This is a genomic window from Alteromonas naphthalenivorans, assembly GCF_000213655.1.
GTDB lineage: Bacteria > Pseudomonadota > Gammaproteobacteria > Enterobacterales > Alteromonadaceae > Alteromonas > Alteromonas naphthalenivorans.
Genome location: NC_015554.1, coordinates 3378128 through 3403784, shown reverse-complemented (window position 1 = coordinate 3403784; position 25657 = coordinate 3378128). Strand labels below are relative to the sequence as shown.

The 25657-nt window shown below is 43.9% G+C and carries 21 protein-coding genes; 13 read left to right on the top strand and 8 right to left on the bottom strand.

Going from position 1 to position 25657, the window contains the following annotated elements; all coding sequences use genetic code 11:
- The first annotated feature begins 117 nt into the window (after window positions 1-117).
- The 5 genes from AMBT_RS14815 to AMBT_RS14795 all read left to right on the top strand — a co-directional run bounded on the left by AMBT_RS14815 (window position 118) and on the right by AMBT_RS14795 (window position 8186).
- Window positions 118-1179, top strand: a complete 1062-nt coding sequence (locus tag AMBT_RS14815; RefSeq protein ID WP_013785442.1) for an efflux RND transporter periplasmic adaptor subunit — start codon at window positions 118-120, stop codon at window positions 1177-1179.
- Window positions 1180-1182: 3 nt separating this feature from the next.
- Complete coding sequence (locus tag AMBT_RS14810) at window positions 1183-4293, top strand: efflux RND transporter permease subunit (protein WP_013785441.1); 3111 nt, start codon at window positions 1183-1185, stop codon at window positions 4291-4293.
- 529 nt (window positions 4294-4822) lie between these two features.
- Window positions 4823-5227 (top strand): type 2 periplasmic-binding domain-containing protein, encoded by a 405-nt coding sequence (locus AMBT_RS14805; protein WP_013785440.1) that lies wholly within the window; start codon window positions 4823-4825, stop codon window positions 5225-5227.
- Window positions 5228-5259: 32 nt separating this feature from the next.
- A complete protein-coding gene (locus tag AMBT_RS14800) occupies window positions 5260-6417 on the top strand; it encodes a hypothetical protein (protein WP_013785439.1) in 1158 nt (385 codons plus the stop codon).
- Between the two features lie 149 nt (window positions 6418-6566).
- Window positions 6567-8186, top strand: coding sequence for a methyl-accepting chemotaxis protein (locus AMBT_RS14795; protein WP_013785438.1), 1620 nt, complete (start codon window positions 6567-6569; stop codon window positions 8184-8186).
- A gap of 251 nt (window positions 8187-8437) precedes the next feature.
- Here the strand turns inward: AMBT_RS14795 and rpoD are convergent, their stop codons facing one another.
- From rpoD to rpsU, 4 genes are all read right to left on the bottom strand, one after another.
- Window positions 8438-10264, bottom strand: coding sequence for an RNA polymerase sigma factor RpoD (rpoD, locus tag AMBT_RS14790; RefSeq protein ID WP_013785437.1), 1827 nt, complete (start codon window positions 10262-10264; stop codon window positions 8438-8440).
- Window positions 10265-10588: 324 nt separating this feature from the next.
- Window positions 10589-12370, bottom strand: coding sequence for a DNA primase (gene dnaG, locus AMBT_RS14785; RefSeq protein ID WP_013785436.1), 1782 nt, complete (start codon window positions 12368-12370; stop codon window positions 10589-10591).
- Between the two features lie 141 nt (window positions 12371-12511).
- A complete protein-coding gene (locus tag AMBT_RS14780) occupies window positions 12512-12958 on the bottom strand; it encodes a GatB/YqeY domain-containing protein (protein WP_013785435.1) in 447 nt (148 codons plus the stop codon).
- Between the two features lie 350 nt (window positions 12959-13308).
- Window positions 13309-13524, bottom strand: coding sequence for a 30S ribosomal protein S21 (gene rpsU, locus AMBT_RS14775; protein ID WP_012517258.1), 216 nt, complete (start codon window positions 13522-13524; stop codon window positions 13309-13311).
- A gap of 536 nt (window positions 13525-14060) precedes the next feature.
- On the opposite strand from rpsU, the gene tsaD reads away from it, so the two are divergent.
- Both tsaD and AMBT_RS14765 read left to right on the top strand, forming a co-directional pair.
- Window positions 14061-15074, top strand: coding sequence for a tRNA (adenosine(37)-N6)-threonylcarbamoyltransferase complex transferase subunit TsaD (gene tsaD, locus AMBT_RS14770; protein ID WP_013785434.1), 1014 nt, complete (start codon window positions 14061-14063; stop codon window positions 15072-15074).
- A gap of 76 nt (window positions 15075-15150) precedes the next feature.
- Window positions 15151-16494, top strand: coding sequence for an alkaline phosphatase family protein (locus tag AMBT_RS14765; protein ID WP_013785433.1), 1344 nt, complete (start codon window positions 15151-15153; stop codon window positions 16492-16494).
- Window positions 16495-16557: 63 nt separating this feature from the next.
- On the opposite strand, the gene plsY is transcribed toward AMBT_RS14765, so the two are convergent.
- The gene (gene plsY / locus AMBT_RS14760) at window positions 16558-17160 is read right to left on the bottom strand and encodes a glycerol-3-phosphate 1-O-acyltransferase PlsY (RefSeq protein ID WP_013785432.1); all 603 of its coding nucleotides are present in this window, start codon (window positions 17158-17160) and stop codon (window positions 16558-16560) included.
- Window positions 17161-17398: 238 nt separating this feature from the next.
- Between plsY and folB the strand changes: the two genes are divergently transcribed.
- From folB to AMBT_RS14740, 4 genes are all read left to right on the top strand, one after another.
- On the top strand, window positions 17399-17752 hold the full coding sequence (gene folB, locus AMBT_RS14755) for a dihydroneopterin aldolase (RefSeq protein WP_013785431.1): 354 nt from the start codon (window positions 17399-17401) through the stop codon (window positions 17750-17752).
- The gene (gene folK / locus AMBT_RS14750; RefSeq protein WP_013785430.1) at window positions 17752-18246 is read left to right on the top strand and encodes a 2-amino-4-hydroxy-6-hydroxymethyldihydropteridine diphosphokinase; all 495 of its coding nucleotides are present in this window, start codon (window positions 17752-17754) and stop codon (window positions 18244-18246) included. The genes folB and folK overlap by 1 nt, the downstream gene beginning before the upstream one ends.
- Before the next feature lie 8 nt (window positions 18247-18254).
- Window positions 18255-19055, top strand: coding sequence for an undecaprenyl-diphosphate phosphatase (locus AMBT_RS14745; protein WP_013785429.1), 801 nt, complete (start codon window positions 18255-18257; stop codon window positions 19053-19055).
- Window positions 19056-19207: 152 nt separating this feature from the next.
- Window positions 19208-19576, top strand: a complete 369-nt coding sequence (locus AMBT_RS14740) for a histidine triad nucleotide-binding protein (protein WP_013785428.1) — start codon at window positions 19208-19210, stop codon at window positions 19574-19576.
- Window positions 19577-19723: 147 nt separating this feature from the next.
- Here the strand turns inward: AMBT_RS14740 and AMBT_RS14735 are convergent, their stop codons facing one another.
- A complete protein-coding gene (locus tag AMBT_RS14735) occupies window positions 19724-21430 on the bottom strand; it encodes a dipeptidyl-peptidase 3 family protein (RefSeq protein WP_013785427.1) in 1707 nt (568 codons plus the stop codon).
- A 389-nt stretch (window positions 21431-21819) separates the two neighbouring features.
- Between AMBT_RS14735 and AMBT_RS14730 the strand changes: the two genes are divergently transcribed.
- Window positions 21820-22656, top strand: a complete 837-nt coding sequence (locus AMBT_RS14730; protein ID WP_013785426.1) for an HDOD domain-containing protein — start codon at window positions 21820-21822, stop codon at window positions 22654-22656.
- 48 nt (window positions 22657-22704) lie between these two features.
- Here AMBT_RS14730 and AMBT_RS14725 read toward each other — a convergent pair whose 3' ends face one another.
- Window positions 22705-23868 (bottom strand): benzoate/H(+) symporter BenE family transporter, encoded by a 1164-nt coding sequence (locus AMBT_RS14725; protein WP_013785425.1) that lies wholly within the window; start codon window positions 23866-23868, stop codon window positions 22705-22707.
- 164 nt (window positions 23869-24032) lie between these two features.
- Here AMBT_RS14725 and AMBT_RS14720 point away from each other — a divergent pair, with 164 nt between their 5' ends.
- Window positions 24033-24602: a helix-turn-helix domain-containing protein gene (locus AMBT_RS14720; protein WP_013785424.1), complete on the top strand. Its 570-nt coding sequence runs from the start codon at window positions 24033-24035 to the stop codon at window positions 24600-24602.
- 119 nt (window positions 24603-24721) lie between these two features.
- Here AMBT_RS14720 and rdgC read toward each other — a convergent pair whose 3' ends face one another.
- Window positions 24722-25633 (bottom strand): recombination-associated protein RdgC, encoded by a 912-nt coding sequence (gene rdgC / locus AMBT_RS14715; protein ID WP_013785423.1) that lies wholly within the window; start codon window positions 25631-25633, stop codon window positions 24722-24724.
- Window positions 25634-25657: the final 24 nt, after the last annotated feature.

Sequence of the window (25657 nt, the reverse complement as noted above, 5' to 3'; positions counted from 1 at the left end):
AATTAATAATAATAAAAACGTAGATAAAGGTTTTGGTTTGAACGCGACCCTGAATCTCGTTAATGCACCAACTTGGTTACTTTATCATGTGGTGCATATTTACCAATAGGAAAGGTTATGTCTTCACGCAAATTACTATCTCCATTATTAATAGGGGCTTTATTGTTAGCGGCTGTGGTTGTCTATTTAAACTTACCTGCAGAAGAACAGGTGAAAAAAGGCGGTCCACTACCCACAACAGTGAAAACCATTTTGGTAGAACAAGGCGCAATGGCAATAACCATTGAAGCCCTTGGTACTGCCAGAGCGAACGAATCGATAGCAGTAACAGCGCAAGTTACCGAAACCGTGCGCTCGGTTAACTTCGAAGATGGCGATAGTGTGAAGGCCGGCCAAGTGCTTATTCAGCTAAACAATAATGAAGAGTTGGCTCGGGTGGCTGAATTGCGCGCCAACATTGATGAAGCTAAGCGCCAGTACACCCGTATTTTCAACTTACGTGAGTCTAGCGCGGCATCAGAACAGTTGCTTGATGAACAACAAGCACGCGTAAAAGGACTAGAAGCGCAGTTAGACATCGCTGAAGCACAGGTTGATGATTTGCAAATACGCGCGCCATTTTCAGGCGTGCTGGGTGCACGACAAGTTAGCATCGGTTCATTAGTGCAGCCCGCAGGTGTTATTACTACTCTTGATGATATTAGCGTAGTAAAAGTTGATTTCAGTATTGCCGAAAACCAGTTGGCGAGTGTAGCAAAAGGTCAGAAGGTTTCTGCTACATCAGTGGCCTATCCGGGTGAAACGTTTAGCGGTGAAATTACGCATATTGATACCCGATTAGACCCCATTAGCCGTGCTATTAGCGTACGCGCAATTATCGATAATAAAGACCAACGATTACGACCGGGTATGCTACTTACCATCGTGGTTGAAAAACGTGTGCTTGATACGCTTATCCTTCCTGAGAAAGCTTTAGTGCCCGTGCAAGATATTCAATATGTGTATGTAGTGGAAGATGACGTGGCCCATCAGCGTGAAGTGGTTATTGGCGAGCGCCGACCCGGTATTGTCCAAATTGTTTCAGGCCTTAAAGCCGGAGATGAAGTCATAACGGAAGGCACCCTTAGAGTACGCGACCAGTCGGCTGTTAACGTTCTTAACCGTAACAATGAGGGTTAAGTCATGTTGTTATCTGACATTTCAGTAAAAAGGCCGGTATTTGCAACGGTTATCAACCTACTGCTGATTATATTTGGTGTGGTCGCCATTTCTATGTTGGCCCTTCGTGAATACCCAGACATTGACCCGCCTATCGTCTCGGTTTCCACCAAATACACAGGCGCATCAGCCAATATTGTTGAAACGCGCATAACCCAATTACTCGAAGACAGGATTTCGGGTATTGAAGGGATTAAAAATATTACTTCAACGTCCACCAATGGGCGCTCTGATATCACCATCGAATTTAAATTATCCCGAGATATTGACGCTGCAGCCAACGATGTGCGAGAGCGAGTGAGTCGGGCACTGAACAACCTGCCTGATCAGGCCGATCCCCCAGAAGTTTCAAAGGCCGACTCTGATCAAAGCGCTATTGTGTGGTACAACCTGCGCAGTACAAACCTTAATACCATGGAGCTTACCGACTACGCAGAGCGTTTCTTAGTTGACCGCCTCTCGGTAGCCGATGGAGTAGCACGGGTTCAAATTGGCGGTGGTCGTCGCTATGCCATGAAAGTGTTTCTTGATAGAAACGCGATGGCTGCCCGCGGCATAACCGTTGCCGATGTTGAAAGCGTTATTAGTTCCGAGAACGTTGAACTTCCCGCCGGTGAAGTAGAATCGCTAGATAGAAACTTTGAAGTGCGTGTAGCACGTACGTTCTTATCGCCAGAAGATTTTGCGGCGTTAACCGTAGCGGTAGGGGACGATGGATACCTTGTTCGCTTGGGGGAAATTGCGAACGTAGAGTTAGCGGCTGAAGACGACGAAACCGAGTTTAGAGGTGACGGCGTTAACATGATTGGTTTGGGCATTATTAAGCAATCAAAAGCCAATACCTTAGATGTTGCACGCTCAGCAAAAGCGCAAATCAGAAAAATTGAAGAAACCTTGCCGGACAATATTTTCATTGTGCCTAGCTACGACTCATCGGTATTTATTGAAGCATCGATTAACGAAGTTTATGAAACCCTTGCCATAGCCATGCTTATGGTGGTGATTGTTATTTATCTTTTCTTAGGCAATGTACGCGCCACACTTATTCCCGCGGTCACCGTACCCGTATCTCTAGTCGCAGCATTTATTGTGATGTATGCATTAGGCTTCTCTATCAACCTACTTACCTTACTGGCCATGGTGTTGGCGATTGGGCTGGTGGTAGATGACGCTATTGTGGTACTTGAGAATATTTCCCGTCGTATAGAAATGGGCGAGCCCCCTATATTAGCCGCTTTTCGAGGCGCTAGAGAGGTGGGTTTTGCAGTTATTGCTACTACCCTGGTATTGATTTCTGTATTTGTGCCCTTGGTGTTTTTAGAAGGTAATGTAGGGCGTTTGTTTACTGAGTTTGCCTTAGCTATTGCTGCTGCTGTGGCGTTTTCTAGTTTCACCGCATTAACCCTATCGCCCATGATGGCCTCGAAAATTCTGAAAAAGCGTACCCGTTCAGCAGGATTCGGGGCGTGGATGGATAAGCGTTTTCATGCCCTAGAAAATCGCTATTTCAAAAGCCTAGGAAGTACTATTCACCAGCCGTTTATCATGGTGTTATTGCTGATTGTTTCAGTGGTGGCATTAGTGCAAATATCAGAAAAGTTACCTAGCGAATTTGTGCCAAAAGAAGATCGCGGTAATTTTTATATTTTAATGAATTCGCAAGAAGGGGCTAGTTTCGAAAGCAATGCAGCTAATTTAAAACTTATCGAAGACATTCTAATGCCTTACCGTGAAAGTGGTGAAATAGGCAGATTACTGGTACGTACACCTGGGTTTGGGAATAATGCAGGTATGGCTATTATTGGCTCTGCTGATTGGGATGAACGTGACTTTAGCACCTTCTCATTGATGGATGAAATCAGTGCGAAGCTTGATGTCGTGCCAGATGTAAGAGCATTTGCCATCATGCGAAGTGGTATTTCAGGCGCAGGTTTCGGCCGCCCAGTGCAATTCGTCTTGCAAGGTGACACTTATGAGAACTTAGTTGAGTGGCGTGACATCCTAATCGAAAAAGCGTCAGAAAATCGAAAGTTAGTTCGTATCGACTCTGACTATAAAGAAACATCACCTCAGTTGTTGGTCAATATAGACAGAGACAGGGCAGCTGATTTAGGTGTGTCTATAAGTGATATTGGCCGTACCTTAGAAGTGATGTTAGGGCAACGTACGGTATCCACATTTTTAGATAGAGGCGAAGAGTACGATGTTATTATCGAGGGTATAGAAGCTGATTTCAGAAGTCCAAATAGTATCGATAATCTTTATGTTCGCTCTTCCAGAAGCGGCGAGCTTATTCCCATGGACAACTTGCTTACTTTCGAAGAGCAGGCAACGTCCTCTCGTTTAAATCGCTATAACCGTATGCGTGCTGTGACCATTTCAGCCAACCTTGCCGGCGACTACACGTTAGGAGAAGGCTTAGCTTACCTCGAGAATATCGTACGCACAGAGCTACCTGATAATGTCTCTATCGACTACAAAGGTGAGTCACAGCTTTATCAAGAACAAGGAAATTCATTTATCTATGTGTTCATGCTGGCGCTTGCAGTCACATACTTGATCCTTGCTGCGCAATTTGAAAGCTGGATACACCCGCTAGTCATCATGTTAACCGTACCTCTTGCGCTAATAGGTGCTTTTATTGGCCTCTATTTTGCCGGTATGACACTTAATATTTATAGCCAAATAGGGCTGGTTATGTTGATTGGTCTTGCTGCGAAGAACGGTATTTTGATTGTGGAGTTTGCGAATCAACTTCGCGATGCAGGTATGAACTTCGAAGATGCGCTACGACGGGCAGCCGCTCAACGTCTTCGCCCTATCGTTATGACTGGTTTTACGACGGTATTTAGTTCTTTGCCCTTAGTGTTTGCTTCAGGGCCTGGCGCGGAAAGTCGCATGGTTATTGGTATGGTTATCGCTGCAGGCGTGCTGGTTTCAGCATTCATGACCTTATACGTAGTGCCTACCGCTTACAGTTGGCTGGCCCGAAATACAGGCTCACCACAGCAAAGAACCACTGAGATAGAACGCTTAGAAGTTGAAATTCCCTACCGTAAAGGAGAAGAAAACTAAGTCTGTTTTACTATGAGCAAAAGCGTGTTTATTAAACGCCTATTCAATTCATCTATACGTAGTGAATAACTAAGAAGTATTGAAAAGTTCAAAAAGTCGTACGATATTAAGGTATATGTTTTTATACATTAATATCGTTCGACACTCCTAAGTGAAATTTTTTATTTGTTGGTATCTATATGATTTTATTGGTTTTTGTTTGTTTATCCGCTAAGCCTTAATTATTTTCACGTATGAATTAGTGACCCCTACCGTTACGCTTATCCTTTAGTATAGTTGCTTCTACGCCCTTCTTCCCTAAACTGCGCCTACTTTTTAAAGCCAGACTGAACTTACAGAAATTTTATACAAAAATTTTTTCGTATCTCAGTTGGCAGTTTTTCCAATCCTTGCTAATACTTATCTTAATCTTTAAGCAGGAAGATATCTGTATGAGTAAGCTTAAAAAATAAGCATATCGGTGTTGCGAATTGAAAATTAACGTTCTTAAATCGCGCTACCGAAACAAATACGACTTAGAGGACATGTAATGAAACAGTGGATACTAGCAGCAAGTTTGTGCAGCAGCATGGCTTTTGCAGATGTAGCAGTGATAGTTCACCCATCCAATGGTGATGCGTTAGATAAAGATTCAATCAGCCGCCTCTTTCTTAACAAAATGAAAGCTTTTCCAAACGGCACGAAAGCAGTACCGCTAGCGCTTGCTGAAGGGCAAGCTGCGACAGATGAATTCAACGGTAAAGTTCTGAATAAATCAGCGTCTCAGCTTACCGCGTTTTGGTCAAAACTAGTTTTTACTGGGAAAGGTCAGCCCCCTAAAACATTAGGGAGTGACGCCGAGGTGGTTTCAGCTGTTGCTGCAGACCCAGGTGCAATTGGCTATGTAGATGCTGGCTCCGTAGACGGAAGCGTACGCGTAGTAGCCACGTTCTGATTACACAGTTTAAAAATATTAAAGGATTCAACATGAAAACCAAACTTGCCCTTTTATCAGTTGCTAGCTTACTTGCCATGCCGGCGGTTGCAGACATAAAAATCAATGGATTCGCCAACCTTATTGGTGGTATGACACTAGATGATGACGAAGTTTTATACGGTTACGATAGCGATTTTAATTTCGACCCTGCGAGTGTTTTTGGACTTCAAGTTCGTGGTGATGTTAGTGAGAAGCTTTCTGCAACAGCGCAACTTGTTGGTCGTGGAAGTGACGATTACGATGCAAGTTTCGAATGGGCATACATGACTTATGCACTTTCAAATAACTCGAGCATCAGTGCCGGGCGTATTCGTATGCCATTGTTTAAATATTCAGCATCACTAGATGTGGGTTACTCATACCACTGGATAACGCCACCAGATTCTGTGTACGGTGTACCTTTCGATAATATGGATGGTGTCCGCTATGATTACACCAACTACTATGGTGATTGGGAGTATTCTGTACAGGTGTTTGGAGGCCGTGCAGAAAGTGGCCCAATAGAAGCAGAAAAACTTGTTGGACTGACGTTTGAGGCAACCCTGGATTGGTTCAACATTCGTTCGATTTATTCACACACTGAATATAGTGCCCCGAACGAAGATTTAATCGCCTTAACAAATGCCTTTAATCAGTTTTCTTCTGTTGTTCCAGCGGTGACGGCTTTATCAAATAATTTTTTAACCGACGAAGATTCAACGCAGTTCATCGAACTAGCGGTTAGCATTGATAAGTACGACTGGTTCATAGGAGCGGAATATACTCAGATTGACTTCGATGGGGCGCCCATCGCAGGGGATGCTTCTTGGTATGTGACGGCAGGTATGCGTTTCGGAAAATTCACTCCGCATATTACTTATGAATATAAAGATGCAGATGCTAATGATGTACTAGGGTACCTTAACGGTATTCCTTCTACTATCGCGACCGGCGATGCTGTAGATGATGCAACCTATTCTGCCTTATATCAAAATTTTGCTGAAATAGCTGCGGCGCAAGAAGTGGGAACATCAGCAGTAACGCTAGGATTGCGTTACGATGTTGAGCCTGGTTTTGCACTTAAAAGCGAAGTGACTTGGTATACTGACGATGTAAATGAAGCGAACGATGCAACACTATTACGCGTTGGCGCAAGTTACACTTTCTAGTCTTCGTTTGTAGTAAAGTTTAGGCCCCGCTCAGTAATGAGTGGGGCTAAGATATTTCTAAAGTTTTTTGAGAAAGTGAAGATATAGAATAACAAAGCCATGTTTTGTGGCCGTGCCTAAAGTAACGTGACGTAATTGGTGAGATAAAAATGAATTTTCTAAAAAAAATGCCCATCGCAACAAAGATTTTCCTGATACCGGGAATTGCTGCATTAAGCTTTATTATTTACCTCTTAATTACGGTTTATGTTGCTTTGAACAATGGCGACACCCTAGAGAAAGTTGAGAAGGTTCAGTTCCCCGCACTTCAATTGTCTGCCTCTACCTTGGTAGATATGCAAAAAGTGAGAGATACATTGAGTAGCGCGGTGACCACAGGCGATCAAGATACATTAAGCGCTGCGAGTGAGTTAGCCTCAGATGCAAAAGCAGGGCTAGATGAGATTAAAGCAATTAGCCCTGAATTCGGTTCTGCAATATCTAAGATTTCCCAGGGATTTGATGATTACTTCGAAGTGGCCTACGGAGTTTCTCAATCAATGGTTGATGGCACTGCTGATTTTAGCCGTTTAGGTCAATTATCGTCGCAAATGAACGGTTCATATGACGCCGTTATTGCCTCTATGTCGAATTTTAGAGACGAGCAACAGGCCGCTTTTGATGCTTCATTCGCCAAAACCGATGCGGCGAATACTTCGTTAATTAGTACTGGTGTGGTAATGACTATTGTCGTTACTTTATTATTGTTTGCTACTGCAGTGCCCATCGTTCGTGGCATTAAGCAGAGTATTGATGACGTCGTACGCTCGCTTAAAGATATTGCTCAGGAAAATGGTGACCTGACGGTTCGAATCGCAACGAAAAGTGAAGATGAAATTGGTGAGCTGGTTTATTGGTTCAACCAGTTTATGGATAAACTGCAAGGCGTTGTGAAAGACGTGGTTGAGGCAAGTTTGCCGTTATCAAACTTGGCGCAAAACCTTCGCGGCCTAACGGAAGAAACTCAACGCACTATTGATATTCAACAGCAGTCTGCACAAAACGCCAAACTAGCGGTTGATACCATGAGTGGTTCGGTCGACGGTGTGGCACACAGTGCTGCGCAAGCTGCAGGTGATGCTAACGAAGCGACTAGCGCTGCTGGCGAAGGTCGTCTAATAGTACAACAAACCGTTTCTAGTATTCAGCAGTTAGCCGAAAACGTGCGTGAAACCGCTGACGTGATTGGGCGCCTTGAGTCAGATTCTAATAAAGTTGGTTCGGTACTCGACGTGATTAAAGGTATTGCTGAGCAAACTAACTTACTGGCACTTAATGCCGCTATTGAAGCCGCTAGAGCCGGCGAGCAAGGGCGTGGTTTCGCCGTTGTTGCTGATGAAGTTCGTACATTAGCATCACGTACCCAACAATCGACTGAAGAAATTCAAAGCACCATTGAGCAGCTACAGAGCGCAGCGCATTCGGCTGTAGAAGTGATGTCTCGCGGTACCGAGCAAGCAACCAATAGTGTTGAAACAGCTAATAAAGCCGGTGTTAGTTTAGAAACGATAACCAGTACAATCGGTCGCATTAATCAAATGAACGAACAGATTGCGCACAACACTGAAGATCAGCGTACAGTGGCGGTAGACATTGTTAGGCATGTTGAAGAGATTCACCAACGTACAGAGCAAACCTCTAGTCGTTCGGGTGAATTAGGTGTTATGTGTAACGAACTTGCCGATTTAGCACAGCATTTAGAATTGATAGCAAAGCAGTTCCGTGTATAACCGCTAACCAAACATTAAAAACGCCCTCAACATTGAGGGCGTTTTTGTATCTGGCATTAAGTCGTATCGCCCAGTACAAATTGCGAGCGACTGAATAATTAGCGCCGCAAATGAAACGTAATTACTTTGACAAGTAACCATGTTGGCTGTTGCAAGTGACTATTTTGTGCCACCGCTTAGCGCTAATTCAGATAAAAAAAATCCCCTGACAAAGCAGGGGATTTTTAACTGTTTTATTACTCGCGAGTATTCTACTCGTCTAAGAAGCTTCGTAGCTGCTCAGAGCGACTAGGGTGACGTAGCTTACGCAATGCCTTCGCTTCAATTTGACGAATACGCTCACGGGTAACGTCAAACTGCTTACCCACTTCTTCAAGTGTATGGTCAGTATTCATGTCGATACCGAAACGCATGCGAAGTACTTTCGCTTCACGTGCTGTAAGCCCTGCCAACACTTCTTGTGTTGCGTCTTTAAGGCTACCGCCGGTCGCAGAATCGAGGGGCTGTATAATGGTACTGTCCTCGATAAAATCACCTAGATGCGAATCTTCATCATCGCCAATTGGCGTTTCCATTGAGATTGGCTCTTTAGCAATTTTCAACACTTTGCGAATTTTGTCTTCTGGCATAAGCATGCGTTCAGATAATTCTTCAGGTGTTGGCTCACGACCCATTTCTTGTAGCATTTGACGAGAGATACGATTAAGTTTGTTAATCGTTTCAATCATGTGCACAGGAATACGGATAGTACGCGCTTGGTCGGCAATAGAACGGGTAATTGCCTGACGAATCCACCAGGTAGCATAAGTTGAGAACTTATAACCACGGCGATATTCAAACTTATCTACCGCCTTCATCAGGCCGATGTTACCTTCCTGAATAAGGTCAAGAAATTGCAAACCACGGTTGGTGTATTTCTTAGCAATTGAAATAACCAAACGTAAGTTAGCTTCAACCATCTCTTTCTTCGCACGGCGAGCTTTTGCTTCACCAATTGACATACGACGGTTGATGTCTTTGATATCAGCAATAACCAAACCAGTTTCTTGTTCAACCTGGTTCATCTTGCTAATACAGCGTTCAATTTCTTCTTTATTAACGGCTAATGCGTCAGAATAAGCTGCGTTAGCTTTAATCGCTTTTGTTAACCAAGCAGAAGACGTTTCGTTTCCTGCAAATGCCTTAATGAAATCTTTCTTAGGCATTTTAGCGTTAACAACACAGAACTTCATGACAAGACGTTCTTGGATACGCACTTTGTCCATCATTGAACGCATGTTTTTAACCATACGATCAAATTGCTTAGGCACTAGACGGAATTCTTTGAAAACTTCACTCAATGCATTGATTTGCTCACGAGCGGCGGCATGAGAGCGGCCTTTCTTCTCGATAACGTCACGTGCTTTGATGTATTGATCACGAAGTGCACCAAACTTAGCACGGGCTAATTCAGGATCTACACCGCCTTCATCTTCGTCTTCTTCATCATCGTCATCATCTTCATCTTCCAGTTCTTCTTCTGAAAGTTCAGAGCCGATGTGCGTGGCCGTAGGAGCAAGATCTTGATCATCATTCGGGTCAACAAAACCAGAAATAATGTCGCTAATGCGAATTTCTTCTGCTTCGTACAAGTCCCATTGATCGAGCAAATAGGTGATGGCTTCAGGGTATTCAGCAACAGAGCACTGAACCTGGTTAATACCATCTTCTATACGCTTGGCAATTTCAATTTCGCCTTCACGAGTAAGAAGCTCAACCGTACCCATTTCACGCATATACATACGCACAGGGTCGGTGGTGCGCCCAATTTCGCTTTCTACTGTAGCAAGCGCTTGAGCCGCAGCTTCGGCTGCGTCTTCATCGGCGGTTGCTTCTTGCATGAGAAGTTCGTCTGAATCTGGAGCAGATTCAGAAACTTGAATTCCCATGTCGTTGATCATGCGAATAATATCTTCAATTTGATCAGAATCGACAATATCTTGCGGCAGGTGGTCGTTAACTTCTGCAAAGGTTAAGTAACCTTGCTCTTTACCTTTTGCAATCAGGAGTTTAATCTGAGACTGCTTGCTTTGCGCCATATAACCTACACTTCTCACATTCAATTAGTTTGCAATAGAAATACCCATACCAAAGAGGTATGTACATTATTTCTCTGTAGTACTACTGTTGTATCAATGCCGCTTCCGCTCGGTGTCACGTCATATTAAACGGTGCACACCTGCCCGGGTTTGGTTCTGCCCGTTTTGTTCGGCTTTATAATTGCTACTGACATTGCTGCAAATTTGTTCACATTTATGCTTATAAGCTTGCGTGCAGCGAATTAGCCAGTATAGCAGAATTACTAATGGTTTTACCAGATTGACGGCTGTTTTTTTAGCCAGTTATTAGCCTCGACCTTATGGTCAGCTTTTCTGGCGCTCCTTCATTAACAAGTTCAGTTCCTCTTTTTCCACTTGAGTGAGTGGTTGAACCCGAGAGCGGGAAATTAAAGTTTCTATGCGGCTATCGAAATGCCAATCGAGTAATCGAGCAAAACTGTCGCTATAAACACGCTCAGCATCCTCGTCTTTAACAAGATGTTCTTGTAACAATAATTTCGCGATAGTAGAAGAATGGGGATGATTGCGGAAGTTTTCAACCAGCTGAGCAGTGGTTGCTTGGGGATATTGGGCACAATAGCGATGAATATCCAATAACAGGTCCATCCCAGTTGCGTCACTCCCTTCAAATACCGAAGGTTGCACGTCATCACAACGTGTGGCTAACGAGGGAGAGTCTAGCAGTAACCTAATCAGCATGCGTAGCGGTGACAAGCGAGCTTTACCTACTTGATTTCTATTCGCTGAATATGCGGGTTTGCTACTGGCGTGGTTCGCTTTGGATATATCTTGCTGTAACTTAAATCTATCGTATTCACCGGTGTGTTTAGCAAGCTCTTCTAATAGCATTTGCTTTTGGTCGTCACCCTGCACACTCTCAATTAACGGCATGGCTGCTTTGCGAAGCGCTATTTTACCTTCCGGTGTACCCACTTTATGTGTTTTCAATTGATTTTCGAAGAAGAAGCGTGACAATGGCATAGCATTATCAAGCATTTCCATGAAGGCATCTTTACCAATTTTTCTTACCATAGTATCTGGGTCTTCGCCGTCAGGTAAGAATAAGAAAGACAGTCTGACACCGTCTTTCAAAGCAGGCAGAGCATTTTCTAATGCGCGCCACGCCGCTTCTCGACCTGCACGGTCGCCATCATAACAACAAACAATATGCGGGGTTGCGCGCACTAACATTTGCATATGTTCAGCCGTGGTGGCGGTGCCAAGTGCAGCCGTTGCTTGGTTAATACCAAACTGACTTAACGCCACCACGTCCATATAACCTTCAACAATGAGTACTGCGTCGAGCTGACGGTTCTGTTGACGAGCTTGGTAAAAACCAAATAGCTCGCTGCCTTTATGAAAAATACGGGTTTCAGGGGAGTTTAAGTATTTAGGGCCACCGTCTTCTAATACACGGCCACCAAAACCAACAACGCGGCCTCGCTTGTCCCGAATGGGGAACATAATTCGGTCGCGAAAAAAGTCGTAGCGTCTACCTTGATCGTTCTGATTAACCAATTTTAAGTCGATAAGCTGTTTTACCCGGGCTTGGTCTTTGCCAAACGTTTTTAGCAACGCATCCCAACTGTCTGGTGCATAGCCTATTTCCCATTGCTTAACGATATCGCCACTAAGCCCACGACTTTTTAAATAATCTATGGCTTTGCCGCTATTTTCATTTTGTTTAAGTTGGTGTTGGAAAAAGCGAACAACTTGTTCCATTAGTGAGTAGTCGTCTTGCTGCTGCTGCTTTTTCTCTTCGCTAACAACAGGCAAGTGGCCTTTTTCTCTCGGTACTTCTAATCCGTAGAGTTTGGCGAGTTCTTCAATAGCCTCAACAAACTCAAGGCGGTCGAATTCCATCAAAAAAGAAATCGCGTTGCCGTGGGCACCACAACCAAAGCAATGATAAAACTGCTTTTCTTGGCTTACGGTAAAAGAAGGGCTTTTCTCATTATGAAAAGGGCAGCAAGCTTGATAATTTTTGCCCGCTTTTTTTAACTTCACCCTACTATCAACAATGTCTACAACATCGGTACGTGAGAGAAGATCATCAATAAAATCGCGAGGTATTTTTCCGGCCATGGGGAGACACTAATGCTTATAACGGTAATTAGGGTAGCACAAAAAAGTACTGTAACAGGGAAGGTAAATAATGAAAATGCCAGGTTTGCGATTACACAAACCTAGCTAATGCTATTACTACCCCTCGACTTTTATCGATAGTTAGGCATTTAAACGGGCTTTTATTTTAGCGCTTAGAGCGCCCATATCTGTGCGGCCTTGTACTTGTGGTTTAAGGCTACCCATTACTTTACCCATGTCTTGCATGCCTTGAGCACCGGTACTTACCATAGCTTCATCAATTAAGGCAGCCAGTTCGTCTTCGGTCAAAGGCTGTGGAAGGAAACCTTCTAACACAACAATCTCTTCACGCTCTTTACTGGCCAAGTCATCACGGTCAGCGGCATCAAATTGAGAGGCGGCATCTTGACGTTGCTTAACCATCTTGGTTAGTACTGCAAGAATGTCGCTATCAGTAAGGGTGATTTGCTCGTCGATTTCACGTTGTTTAATGGCTGCTATTGCCATGCGAATGGTGCCTAGACGTAATTTCTCTTTAGCGCGCATTGCATCTTTTTGTGCAGATTTTAAATCGTCTATTAAAGCCATGATGCTCCCAAATTAAGTAAAGTTTCAACAAAGAAGGAAAGTCATTATAAAGGTATAAAGAAAAAAGTTATAAAAAGAAAAAAGTTAAACAGTAAAAGTAAAAAAACATTCTATGCAGGGACACTCATAAAAAGGCATACACTATCTATAACGGGCAAGTCAGTGGGGTATTAAAAATCGGGAGTCTATCAGGGGGTCTTGATATTCACCGACGCACTGCAGGTTAATAACCGGCGCGTTTCGCGTAAACAAATAATGCTAACAAGCGCTAATCAAAAATTTTCTGTACCCCAGAAACGCGAAAGGTGCTGCAAATGCAACACCTTTCAGACTCGTAACTTAACCCTGTTTTAGTAGAGTTTTACGCGACGTGCGTTTTCACGAGCTAATTTCTTTAGATGACGCTTTTTCGCAGCGGCTTTCTTACGCTTGCGTTCCCAAGTAGGCTTTTCGAAGAACTCACGACGACGAACTTCAGACAATACACCTGCTTTTTCACAAGAACGCTTAAAACGACGCAGCGCTACATCAAACGGCTCGTTTTCTCTAACTTTAACGATAGGCATTTAAACACTCACCTCAAAACTTTTGCTGTATAATTCCGGGAAATTGAGCGCTAAAAAGGCCACCCGGGTTAAAAATGGTGCGAAATTCTAATCATTTCCGAACAGAAAGTAAAGACTGAATTGCCAAAAAATAGGCAATATTGCGCAAATAAACGAAGCACCATTCCAAGATATGCGGAATAAAGGTAAACTCTGCGCCCTCTGAGACAAGGTAATACCTTTTATCTGTCTACGTGAGAAGAAGAATTCAGCGCGATCCCGCATTGGTTGAGTGGATCATATCACAGATCGCAGATGATCAAACAGGTCAGGTGCTGATCTATTGCAATAAACTTTGTTGCAATAAGTGCTGAGGTAACTCAAGTATCCTCTTGCAGGGTAAACGATGCTGATTATGCTCAATACTTGCGATTCGGCTATAGCTTGGGCTCGACAGGTTCGATAACTAAGCAAGCCATTGGTGTTTGTTATACCGTAAACATTGTTGTTAAAGACGTAAAAGTAAGGTTTGGCTCAATGCAAATATTAGGAATAGTATGCGTATATTAGGAATAGAAACTTCTTGTGATGAAACGGGTATCGCCGTTTATGACGACACTGCGGGATTATTGTCACACGAATTATACAGCCAAGTGAAATTACACGCCGATTACGGTGGTGTAGTGCCTGAACTTGCGTCACGGGATCATGTTAGAAAAATTATCCCGCTTATCGAAAAAGCGCTTAGTGATGCTAACACCCAACCTAATGAATTAGACGGCGTAGCCTTCACCCAAGGCCCAGGCCTTATTGGTGCGTTACTAGTGGGTTCTTCCGTGGGGCGTTCTCTAGCTTACGCGTGGGGGGTACCCGCAGTAGGTGTACATCATATGGAAGGGCATTTACTCGCCCCCATGTTAGAAGATAACGCGCCTGAATTTCCTTTTATTGCATTACTAGTTTCTGGCGGCCACTCTATGTTGGTAAAAGTAGAAGGCATAGGCAGCTACGAAGTTCTCGGTGAGTCGATAGATGACGCAGCCGGTGAAGCCTTTGATAAAACGGCCAAACTACTGGGGCTTGATTATCCAGGCGGGCCTTTATTAGCCAAGCTGGCAGAAAAAGGCGAGCCAGGGCATTACAAATTCCCAAGGCCAATGACAGACCGCCCAGGTTTAGATTTCAGCTTCAGCGGCTTGAAAACTTTTGCCGCTAATACCATCCGTGCTGCGGATGACAACGAGCAAACCAAAGCTAATATTGCATACGCATTTCAAGAAGCGGTTATCGACACGCTTATTATTAAGTGTAAGCGTGCACTCAAGCAAACGGGTATGAAGCGCTTAGTGATTGCCGGTGGCGTAAGTGCGAACACCATGTTGCGTACACAAATGAAAACCTTGATGGACGACTTACGTGGTGAGGTTTTCTATCCTAACTTAGCGTACTGTACCGACAACGGCGCCATGATAGCTTATGCAGGTATGCAGCGTTTGAAAGCCGGTGAAGTATTGGGGCTTTCTTCACAAGCTAAGCCTCGCTGGCCGCTGGATACGTTAGCGCCAGTATAATAATGTTGTCATCACAGGGTTTTATCATGCATGCTAAGTAGCAAATAAATTTACTTAGCATGTAGGAAATCTAGTGGTGTTTTTCCGTGATAGCGCTCGGCTCACAATACCGTTTATTGGCGCGGTACTTACCGCTAGTTGGTTGTCGCTAGCGGCCTTTAGTGCCCATGCAGATAATAAGCATGCAATTAATAACACCGTCGTTAATCAGAATGCGGTTAGCCATAAGAATCTGGCCTCGAGCCAGTCGGCTGAAAGTAGCAAAAATCATGTAGTTCTTATATCTTTAGACGGGTTTAGACATGATTACATCGAGCTGCACAATGCAAAAAATCTCGCACGAATTGCTAAGGCTGGTGTTCGAAGCACATCGTTAACACCTGTCTATCCCGCCAATACTTTCCCCAACCATATTTCTATTGTGACTGGGCTACTCCCCATACATCACGGCATTGTCGATAATCGTTTTTATGACAAGTTGCGACCCAGCAAAGAGGGTAGCTACGCACAATATTCTATGGGGAAGGCGCAAGACGATAGCAGCTGGATTACTGCGATGCCGCGTTGGCATTTGGCCGAGTTTCAGGGGCATAAAGCTGCAACCTATTTCTGGCCTGAATCTGACGCTAGAATAGCAGGAGCGCTGCCTTCTTATCTTTATCACTACTCGAAGCATGCAGATTACCAACAACGGATAGACCAAATTGTTCAATGGTTAAGTCTGCCGGAAGCTGCAAGGCCACTTTTTGTCTCAGGCTACTTTTCATTGACTGACACTGTGGGTCACGACGAAGGGCCTATGTCCGAGAAAACAAAAGAGGCTGTTGCAAAGGTAGATAAGCTAATCGGTCAATTGTACGACCGATTAAATGCGCTTTCGATAGACGTTAATTTGGTTGTGGTATCTGATCACGGTATGACCAACGTCAAAGATAGCCACCAGATTATGGTTGAGTCTTTAAATATTCCTGATTATTTCACTGTGCTTAACAGTGGTGCGCAAGTGCGTTTATATGCTAAGCCAGAGGTTACCTATGAGCAAATTGAAGATGAAAAAAATCGCCTCCGGTTGTTAGCGGAAGGGAGATTCATCTTGCTTACCTCCGTTGAACGCGATGCCAGGCATGCACAGTACAATGCGCGAACCGGCGATATTATTATGGAAACTGCCCCGCCTGCACGGTTTAAAAGTGAAGGAGATACTCATGTGAGCAAAGGTAGCCATGGTTATCTCAATACGTTGCCAGACATGGGCGGGCTATTTGTGGCGTCCGGGCCTTCGTTTAAACAAGGTAAAATGCTTCCAGCTTTCAGTAATCTAGAAATATACCCAGCGCTTGCTGAAATTATGGGCTTGGCCTTACTTGCCCCTATCGATGGTGAAATTAAGGTACTTCGGGAAGGTTTAAAAGAGGAATAACGCTAGGGCAGCTTTACCATACGCCCGAGCGAAAATAAAACATGTACGCTAAAGAAAGGTTGCTCACTCTTTGGTGTTGCCTTTGTCCCAAATTTTGCCCTCAGAGCGGCTGACTAACCTTTTGATATTGTCGCGATGACGCAAGATAATCAGCAAAGAGAGCATGATGACTGGAACGGTATAAAGGGGTTTTATTAACCAAGTAAAAAGCGGGGCAAGGCTTACTGCTACCAAGGCGCCAAGTGAGGAATAGCCGGTAAGAAACACCACTATAACCCAGCTCAAAATAAGCAAGCCAGCTAAATCTAATCCAATGGGTAACATGGCACCAAAGGCCGTTGCTACTGCTTTGCCCCCTTTGAAGCCAAAATATAAAGGGAAAATATGACCTAAACATGCGGCAATAGCGACTAGGCCTAAAAGCACGGGGTCTAAGCCCAAAAAGTAGCTGGAATAAACCGGAATAGTCCCTTTTAAAATATCCATTACTAGCACCAGCAATGCCGGAATCCTGCCGCCAATTCGATATACATTGGTGGCGCCGGGGTTCTTAGAACCAGCAGTGCGGGGATCGGGAAGAGAAAATGCTTTGCAGATAACTACCGCGCTCGATAAAGAGCCAAACAAATAGGCTACGCAAATCATTAAAAGGGCCAACGGTATCATTATTGCTACTTTAACCTGCTGCTTTGTACACTAAACGTATATCTACACTAATAATATGGGGCGAATGCTATTGTGCGTGTTGCCCCCACTTGCAGTACAACGGTATAGTTGTGCCACCATCGCCCCATGGCGAATAACGTAAAGCGTAAAGCTACTCCATTCAAAAGTGATATACCACCTTTTGAGAAGAAGTTAACGTGGTAGTAAGACCAGTATGGTCATAAGAATGAAAAGGTTTATGGGAAAAATATATATAACAGGGCTGGCTGTCGATACCCTTATCGGTGTGTATGATTGGGAACGGGAGCGTTTAACCACGCTGTTGCTCGATGTTGAACTCGACGCTAACCTAGATGCCGCAATGCAGTCAGATAATGTCGACGATACCATTAACTATGCCGACGTGGCTGATTGTATTACCGAGGTAGGAAAAAACAGTCGTTTTATGCTGTTAGAAGCATTTGGCGGCGCGGTAATGAACAAGGTATTAGCCATGTTTCCGGCCCATGCCATCAGCCTTAAAATTGTGAAGCCGAATATTCTACCTAATGCCCAAACGGTGGCAGTGGCTATGTATCAGGAAAAGTCCTAGTGGGGCGTCATACCATTTTAATCAGTGTGGGTTCCAATATCGACAAAGAACACTACATACGAGAAAGTATTAAAGCGCTTAAACTGCATTTCGATGACGTTAGTTACTCGTCGGTATATGAGAGTGAGTCAGTCGGCTTCGATGGCAGTGCCTTTTATAACCTAGTGGCGAAAGCCGTTACTTCTATGAGTATTATTGAAGTGCGAGATACCTTTCGTCAGATTGAAAGTGACAACGGCCGTAAACACGGGGAAAAGAAATTTTGTTCCCGTACACTGGACTTAGATTTACTCACGTACGATGACCAAATTACCCATGAACCCGTTGTGCTACCTCGGGAAGAGATTCTGTATAACGCCTTTGTATTATGGCCGTTAGCTGAATTGGTTCCTAATGAAATCCACCCTGTTGAAGGCAAAACCTACGAGGCACTTTGGCAGGCATTTGATAAAGAAAAACAAACACTCTCGCCCATCAATTTTACTTGGAGCTAAGCAACGGAATGACACTGTTCGAAATAATCATATTGGCCATTATTCAGGGCGTTACCGAATTTTTACCTATCAGCAGTTCTGGGCATCTTTTGCTGCCCGCAGAATTATTTGGCTGGGTAAGTCAGGGGTTAGCGTTTGATGTTGCTGTTCACGTGGGAAGCTTACTGGCGGTAATGATTTATTTTCGCCAAGAAATTGCACAAATGACAGTGGCTTGGGTAACTAAGGGTTTTACAAAAGAGCAAAGCACCGACAGTAAGTTAGCATGGTATGTGATTATCGCGACTATACCTGCTGTGATTATTGGCTTTGTAATGAAAGACTGGATAGAACTTAACGCCAGAACCGCCCTTGTTATTGCCGCTACCACCATTATTTTTGGCCTTGCCCTATGGTATGCCGACGCCACTGCGAAACGCACCCAAGAATTAACATCGCTTAATTGGAAACAAGCATTGTTAATTGGATTAGCACAAGTGCTGGCACTTATTCCTGGTACTTCACGCTCGGGTATTACCATGACCGCAGGTTTGATGTTGGGGTTAAATAGAGAGAGTTGTGCGCGCTTTTCGTTTTTACTTTCTATACCCGTTATTCTGGGCGCTGGTTTGCTTGCCACCCTCGATTTATTGCAAGCTAACGAAGCGGTTGATTGGTCTGCATTACTTTATGGCGCTGCGTTTTCATTTGTGAGTGCTTACTTATGTATTTACCTTTTCCTTAGCTGGATATCACGAATTGGTATGCTGCCATTTGTGATTTACCGCTTACTGTTAGGCGTCATTTTGCTTTGGTTCGTTTTTGCATAAGTTGTTCCTATAAACTCAAGAGCAAAGAAGACTGGGTCGCAAATGACTGTGTTGGTGTAATACAATAAGGCGAATTCCTGTCTAGGGAAAGCGCCTCTTTTAAAGCATAAACAATGTAGTATGGTTACAATAATTGATGCAGGGAGTACGCAATGTTAGACACTATTTTTACGAAGATTATCAATAAAGAAATACCAGCAGATATCCTTTATGAAGATGATATCTCGTTGGCGTTTAGGGATATAAATCCGCAAGCGCCGGTGCATTTTTTAGTGATCCCGAAAAAGGCTATTCCTACCATTAACGACATCACTAAAGAAGACAGGGAAGTCGTAGGGCACCTATCTTATGTGGCTGCAAAGGTCGCGGGTGAATTAGGCGTAGATGAGCAGGGTTACCGCACGGTAATGAACTGTAATGAGTTTGGTGGGCAAACGGTGTACCACATACACTTACATGTGCTAGCCGGTAAAATCATGGGCTGGCCGCCATATACTGATACCGCAAAGCCTTTGGAATAGATAGGGTTTAGCGTAAAAGCCCTTAGAATGAAAAACGTTTTAACTCACCACTCAACGTAGAATGGTGAGTTAAATAGCCAGTCAGTTGCTTAACACAGGCAACTAACTGGCTTAGTGTTTAATGAACCGCTTATCGATAGATAGTGGTTAGTTCAAACCAAGTACCTTTTTACCTTGTTCGAAGTGAATATCGACAGGGATGTTTGCCGCTTCTAAGCGCGCTAAATCTGCTGCTAGCTGTGGTTTAATCACGCCCATATTGGCTACAAGTTCTGCAACACCATCGTAGTCGCCATCACCTTGCAGGGTTAAAATAAGCTCAGATAATGCGGCGACTGCTGCGCCCATCTTCTCAACATTAACGCGATAAACACCTTCTTCGGTTTGCTCAAAAGCGCCTTCTTGTGCAAAGAAATTAAAGCGGATCATATTCGCCTTACCGTGCGCACTAGAGGCCCCAAAACGTACTGAGCGGAAAATGCCGGCCATAAAAGTGACATAGTAATCTTCAAGTGTACCCTCTGAAATTTCGCCTTTTTCAAGCAAGCTTTGAATCATGTAAAGACCCAAAATGTCAGCTTTACCTTCTTCTAATGCCGAGGCGTGTTCTTTAAGTGAGCCTCTTACCGTATCGCTACCATCAAGGGTGTTTTTTATACCTAAGCCATGCGCCACTTCATGAAACATGGTGTTAGCAAAAAACGCATCAAACGTAATATGATCACGTTGCTCAGGTGCAATTAACATATCCGCAATAGGAATAAGAATATTGTCGAACTTGGCACGCATCGCGTTTTTAAGTTGCAAACGACGGGTGCCTTTTTCAAGCTGTACACGCTCATCATTAGGTAAGTTGATCGCAATGGTTTTACTGCCAGCATTTGAATGCCCCGCGTAATACACAACGTCATAGGCGTTTAAGTCGGCGTCGGAGCCAGGTACTTCCGCTTTGTACTGGGCAGGTACAGGCAAACCTTTTTGTAGCTCTGGAAGAAAAGCAGCGTATTTTGCGAGTTTTTCACTCCACGCTAAATCTTTTACCAAAACGTAGGCTTCAAAGGCGGCGCGATAACCAAATAGTTGGTCTTCATAGCTTTCGATTGGGCCAATTACCAACTCTACAGGGTTGGTCTTCATGTCCATCCACGCCATATCTGAGGCTAAGTAATCGTCGGTAAGTAATGCTTGTGCACGTAGGGTTAAGTAGGCTTTAAAGCTTGGATCTTCGGCAAGTTCAGCAGCCTCTTTAAGAATATTTGATGCAGCGGTTAATTCACTTTTATACGCCTCAGAGTAGGGCACTGAGTAAAGGTTGCCAGCTTCATCTTGCTTCACCAATGAGTATAAGCCTTGTTTGTCATCAAACGTGGCGGTCGCGAAGCCAGCCTTTGTCATGTTGTGAGGATAAAATTCAGCACCTAGGGCTTTCTCCTCATAGCCCGAAAGAAACGCGTTATCGCCGTTCAATCTGTCCCATGGGCCATAGTTGATTGAAGCAAAGTGTTTAACGTCGTCGTTTTCAATACTATTTAAAAACGCATTTTTATCACCGAAGAAGGCTTGTTTCCAAAACAGGTCGTCCATTATTTTAGACGCATCTATGAGCAAACCTATCATCTTTTGTTGGTTGTCACTTAAATGGGATAAGTCGCTGGTCAGTTCAACAGGATGATAAATAGATAACCGAGACTCATTCACAAGAAGCGTACTGTCAGGTAATACGGTTTGTGAAGCTTTTTCAGTGGTATTAGCTTGTGATACGGCTTCTTCTGGCGCCTTGGAGCAGGCGCTCATAAATAAACTTGTGGCAACTGCCACGGCAAGAGTAGAGTAATGTTTGCGTGATAATTTCATCATAAAGTTTTCTGTTCTACATTTATCGGCAGGTAAAGAATATACAATAAAGTAACATGTTAGCGAGTGGCATTTTGATGTGTATCAAGGTTTCATGTAAAGGCATATGTACTACACTGTTGATAACGCGTAATAATGCATATTCAATGTTGAGTTAGTAAAAGGTTCAATGTTATTCGAGCTCAATAACGGTTATAACATAAGGGGAATGTGATTTCCTGCTATCATAAAGCTATGCTTTTCATATGCGTAGCGTATAGTGGAATAGTAAGTCTCTGAGCAACTGCAACTTGGTCATTTACTCGCAAACAAGGATTACAGTGTAACCGCGGGTATCTTAAATTCATTGCCTTTTAGTGGCTATTTGAAACATATCTAAGGGTAGGTATATGTCTACACAAAATGCGCTCTCAACAATTCTTGTTGAAAAAATAACAAACGACACACTCGTACTTCCTACATTACCGGCTATTGCTTTAAAAGTAAGAAAGTCAGCGGACGATCCTAATATCAACTTAAGTGCAATGGGTGATGTTATCGGACAAGACCCCTCCTTAAGCGCAAGAATGATTAAAATTGCGAACAGTGCTTATATGGGGCGCAGTATCAAAGTAAATTCTATCAGCCAAGCGGTAACCCGCATTGGTTTACGCCAAATCAAAAATATTTCAACTGCGCTTGCCATGGAGCAGCTGTTCGTTTCTAAAAACGATGTAGTGAGTGCCTATTTGCAAAAAGAGTGGGCGAATACGGTGAATATCGTGGCTAACTCAATGGCGGTAATGCAGCTTTATATCGCGCGCACGAAAAAGCGTGAAATGAGTATGGATATTATGACGCTAACAGCGTTAACCCATAACATTGGCGTATTACCTATTTTGACCGAAGCGGAAAGACACCCTGAAGTGTTTGCGAATCCAACCTTTTTAGAAGTGGCCATCGACAAACTGGCTGGGCAAATTGGCGCTAGCATCATGCGAGAGTGGGGCTTTGGTGAAGAGTTTGTGAGTGTAGCTAAATGCTGGAAAGATTTAAGCTATATTCCTGAGCAGGTTACCTACATAGATTTCGTTCGTGTTGGTGCGGCCGTTTCTGGCGCAATGGACAGTCAAAAAGACGCTGTTTTGAACTTAGCCATACAGCGTGATGTGATTGACGATGTAGCGATACTTCATTCTGATGAATTTGCCGACCTTGCCAGTGCCGCAAAGCAAATATTTGCCTAACACCTTACTAGCATAATGTTAGTAAAGCAGGATTATCTGAAGCCGAACTTATGTTCGGCTTTTTTGTTTGTTGCTTTCAACCAACATTAACAATAAGCCAAGTAAAAGGCCCCACACCGCTGACGTGATGGATAGAAGACTAAAGCCTGATGCCGTACATAAAAAGGTGACCAAGGCAGCGTGACGGTACTTGTCGCTCTCTACGGTTTTGACCAAGGCGGCTTGCAAGGTAGCCAGTAGTGCAAGACCTGCCAGTAAATGCACCACAATCGAGGGCATTGATACGAATAGCACCACCACAACAGACGCGAGTAGCCCCATAAATAGGTAGCCAATACCTGCTGCAATGGCCGCTTTGTACCGCTGGCTTTTATCTTTGTCTGCTTCTTCCCCCATACACAAGGCAGCAGTTATTGCCGCTAGATTAAACGTGAACCCGCCAAACGGTGCTAGCACACCCTGCAATATTGCAATGCCACTTAGCACCTTTTTATGGTCGGGGTGATAACCGTGGGCATGCTGTATCGCAATACCGGGCAAATTCTGAGAAAGGGTAGTAATGATGTACAAGGGAACGGCAAGCCCTATAGCGGCGGTTACTGAAAACTCAGGGCTAACCCACACGGGAGTTGGAAGTGCGAGTGTTAAGGGAATCTCGCCGTTTAACCAGCTACTTGTAACGATAGAAACAGCCAGTAAGCACAACATAAGGTAGCGAGGGAAAAACCGACTTCCAACAAGATAGATAGCCAGAAAACTGGCAACAATGTAGGGGTGTTGCTCTACATCAGTAAATATCGAAATACAGATAGGCAGTAAAATACCTGCCAGTAGCGCCGATGAGATACTAGCCGGAATGCGGCTTATTTGATTGAGTAGACTGCGACTTTGCGCGGTAACCAGTGAAAGTAACGCGCAAATAATAAAGGCGCCAATACTCTCGGGAAGACTGTACTGTTCAACGCTCCCTAATAAAAAAGCCGCACCAGGGGTAGACCAGGCGGTGACCACGGGCATTTTCATTAGCCAAGAATAGAAAATACAGGAAATGCCCATTCCTAAACCTAATGCGAGAAGCCAACTTATAACCATATCAGGGCTTGCCCCCGCTTTACGGGCAACATCGATAACAATAACAACGGCGCTGCTATAGCCAACGGTGACTGCGGTTAACCCTGAAGAAATGTGGCTAATCTGCCATTTTGATTTCATCTTTGCCTCAACGATTTGAACCCATTTCAAAATTACTTCATACTCTGTGCGTTATAACGTACGCAATAAGTTAACTCTACACTTGTGCGCTATAGCGCACAAGGTATTTTGTTTTTAAAATACTCAATCGATTCTATTTATGGGTATTCGATAAGAAGCAGTGAATGATGAAGAACAATAGCGATGCACTACAGGCGGGGGATTTTTCGTTAAGTATTTCTTTGCGTTTGAAGCAATTACGTAATGATATGGGCTTGTCTCTTGATAAAGCCGCCACGCTAACCGGCGTATCTAAAGCTATGTTAGGCCAAATAGAGCGGCAAGAATCAAGTCCTACTATCGCCACCTTGTGGAAAATTGCAACTGGGTTGAATGCTTCGTTTTCCTCCTTTATTGCGGCAAACGCACAGTCTGAATTCGACGTTAATCACGGCTTTATTCACGACCCAAACATGCAAGTCAAAACCCTTTTTCCTTTTGATGTAAACAAAGGTTTTGAGGTGTTTGAAATTACCTTAACGCATTTTCATGAACAGCGTTCTACGGCCCATCAAAGTGGGGTGACAGAGCATATTCATTGTATTGAGGGCAGGTTAACCTTGAGGCAAGGCGATGAGAGTAAAACCATCACGGCAGGCGAGCAGTATTTAATAAAGGCCGATCAAGTACATGGCTATAAAGACGAAAGTGGGGAAACCCGGTTTATTAATATTATCCACTATCCGGTGCTGTAGAGGCAGATGACAGGCAAATGGTTAGATGCAAAGCTGGAGGGTAAGATAAATAAAGTGTTAAGCGGTGCCTATGAGGCACTGCTCAACACGTATTAGTTATGCGCTACTTGAAAATGATATTACGTGTTAGCGTCATTCAAGTTGAGCGTTTCTCGCAAGAAGTTTAGCAAAGTACAAAGCTCCGCAGACATTAAGGCAAATTCAGCATCTAAGCGGGCTTCCACTTGGTCTTTAGGAATGTCTTCAGTCTCTTCTTTTAATCGGTCGGTAAACTTAATACGCTTTAACGATCCGTCTTCAGCAATAACAGCCGTTAGCGTATCTTGGTATTCAAAAGCGACTTTTTGTACCAGCTTTCCTGCATCCAAATGTATCGTGATTTCATCACTATCCAGAGGCTGGTTTTTGCAGCGAATAATACTGCCAGCATCATCGGTCGATTTAAACTCAGCTTCTTCAAGTAGCGCTATGCCATCTGGCGCAGCATCAGTCAGCCAGTGAGTAAGTTCCGACTGCAAACTGTGTCGTGCCAAAGGTACAACAGGCAGTGAGCCAATGGCTTTTCTTACCAAGGCTAAAAAGGCTTCAGCTTTGCCATCGGCAGAAGCATCAACAGCTACAAGGTTATCTTCTAACGATATAAACCCATGGGTATAAGTGTTTTTAGTAAACGCTTGAGGCAACAAGCGAGTTTGAATTTCCTGTTTAAGATCGGCTTTCGCTTTTTTACCTACAGGTGAACCGGTTTCCATTTCAATTTTGGCAACCATGTCGTCCAGTTCGGCATTTATGACCGCAGCAGGAAGTAGCTTTTCTTGCTTCTTAACAGTAAGCCAGTAACGTTGGCCAACACGCTGAAACATGGTGCCTTGTTTGCCGGCCTGAGAGAAAGGGGAGGCAAAGCCCATAGTGGCCAAGTCTTGACTCTTACAAGGACGGAATGCTTGCTCGCTTAGCACGCGTTCTAGGTCGCCATCGTCAAGGGAAAGTGGCTGTGTAATTTGGTAGGCTTTTATATTTTTAAACCACATTTGAGGCTATCTCTTTTAAAAATG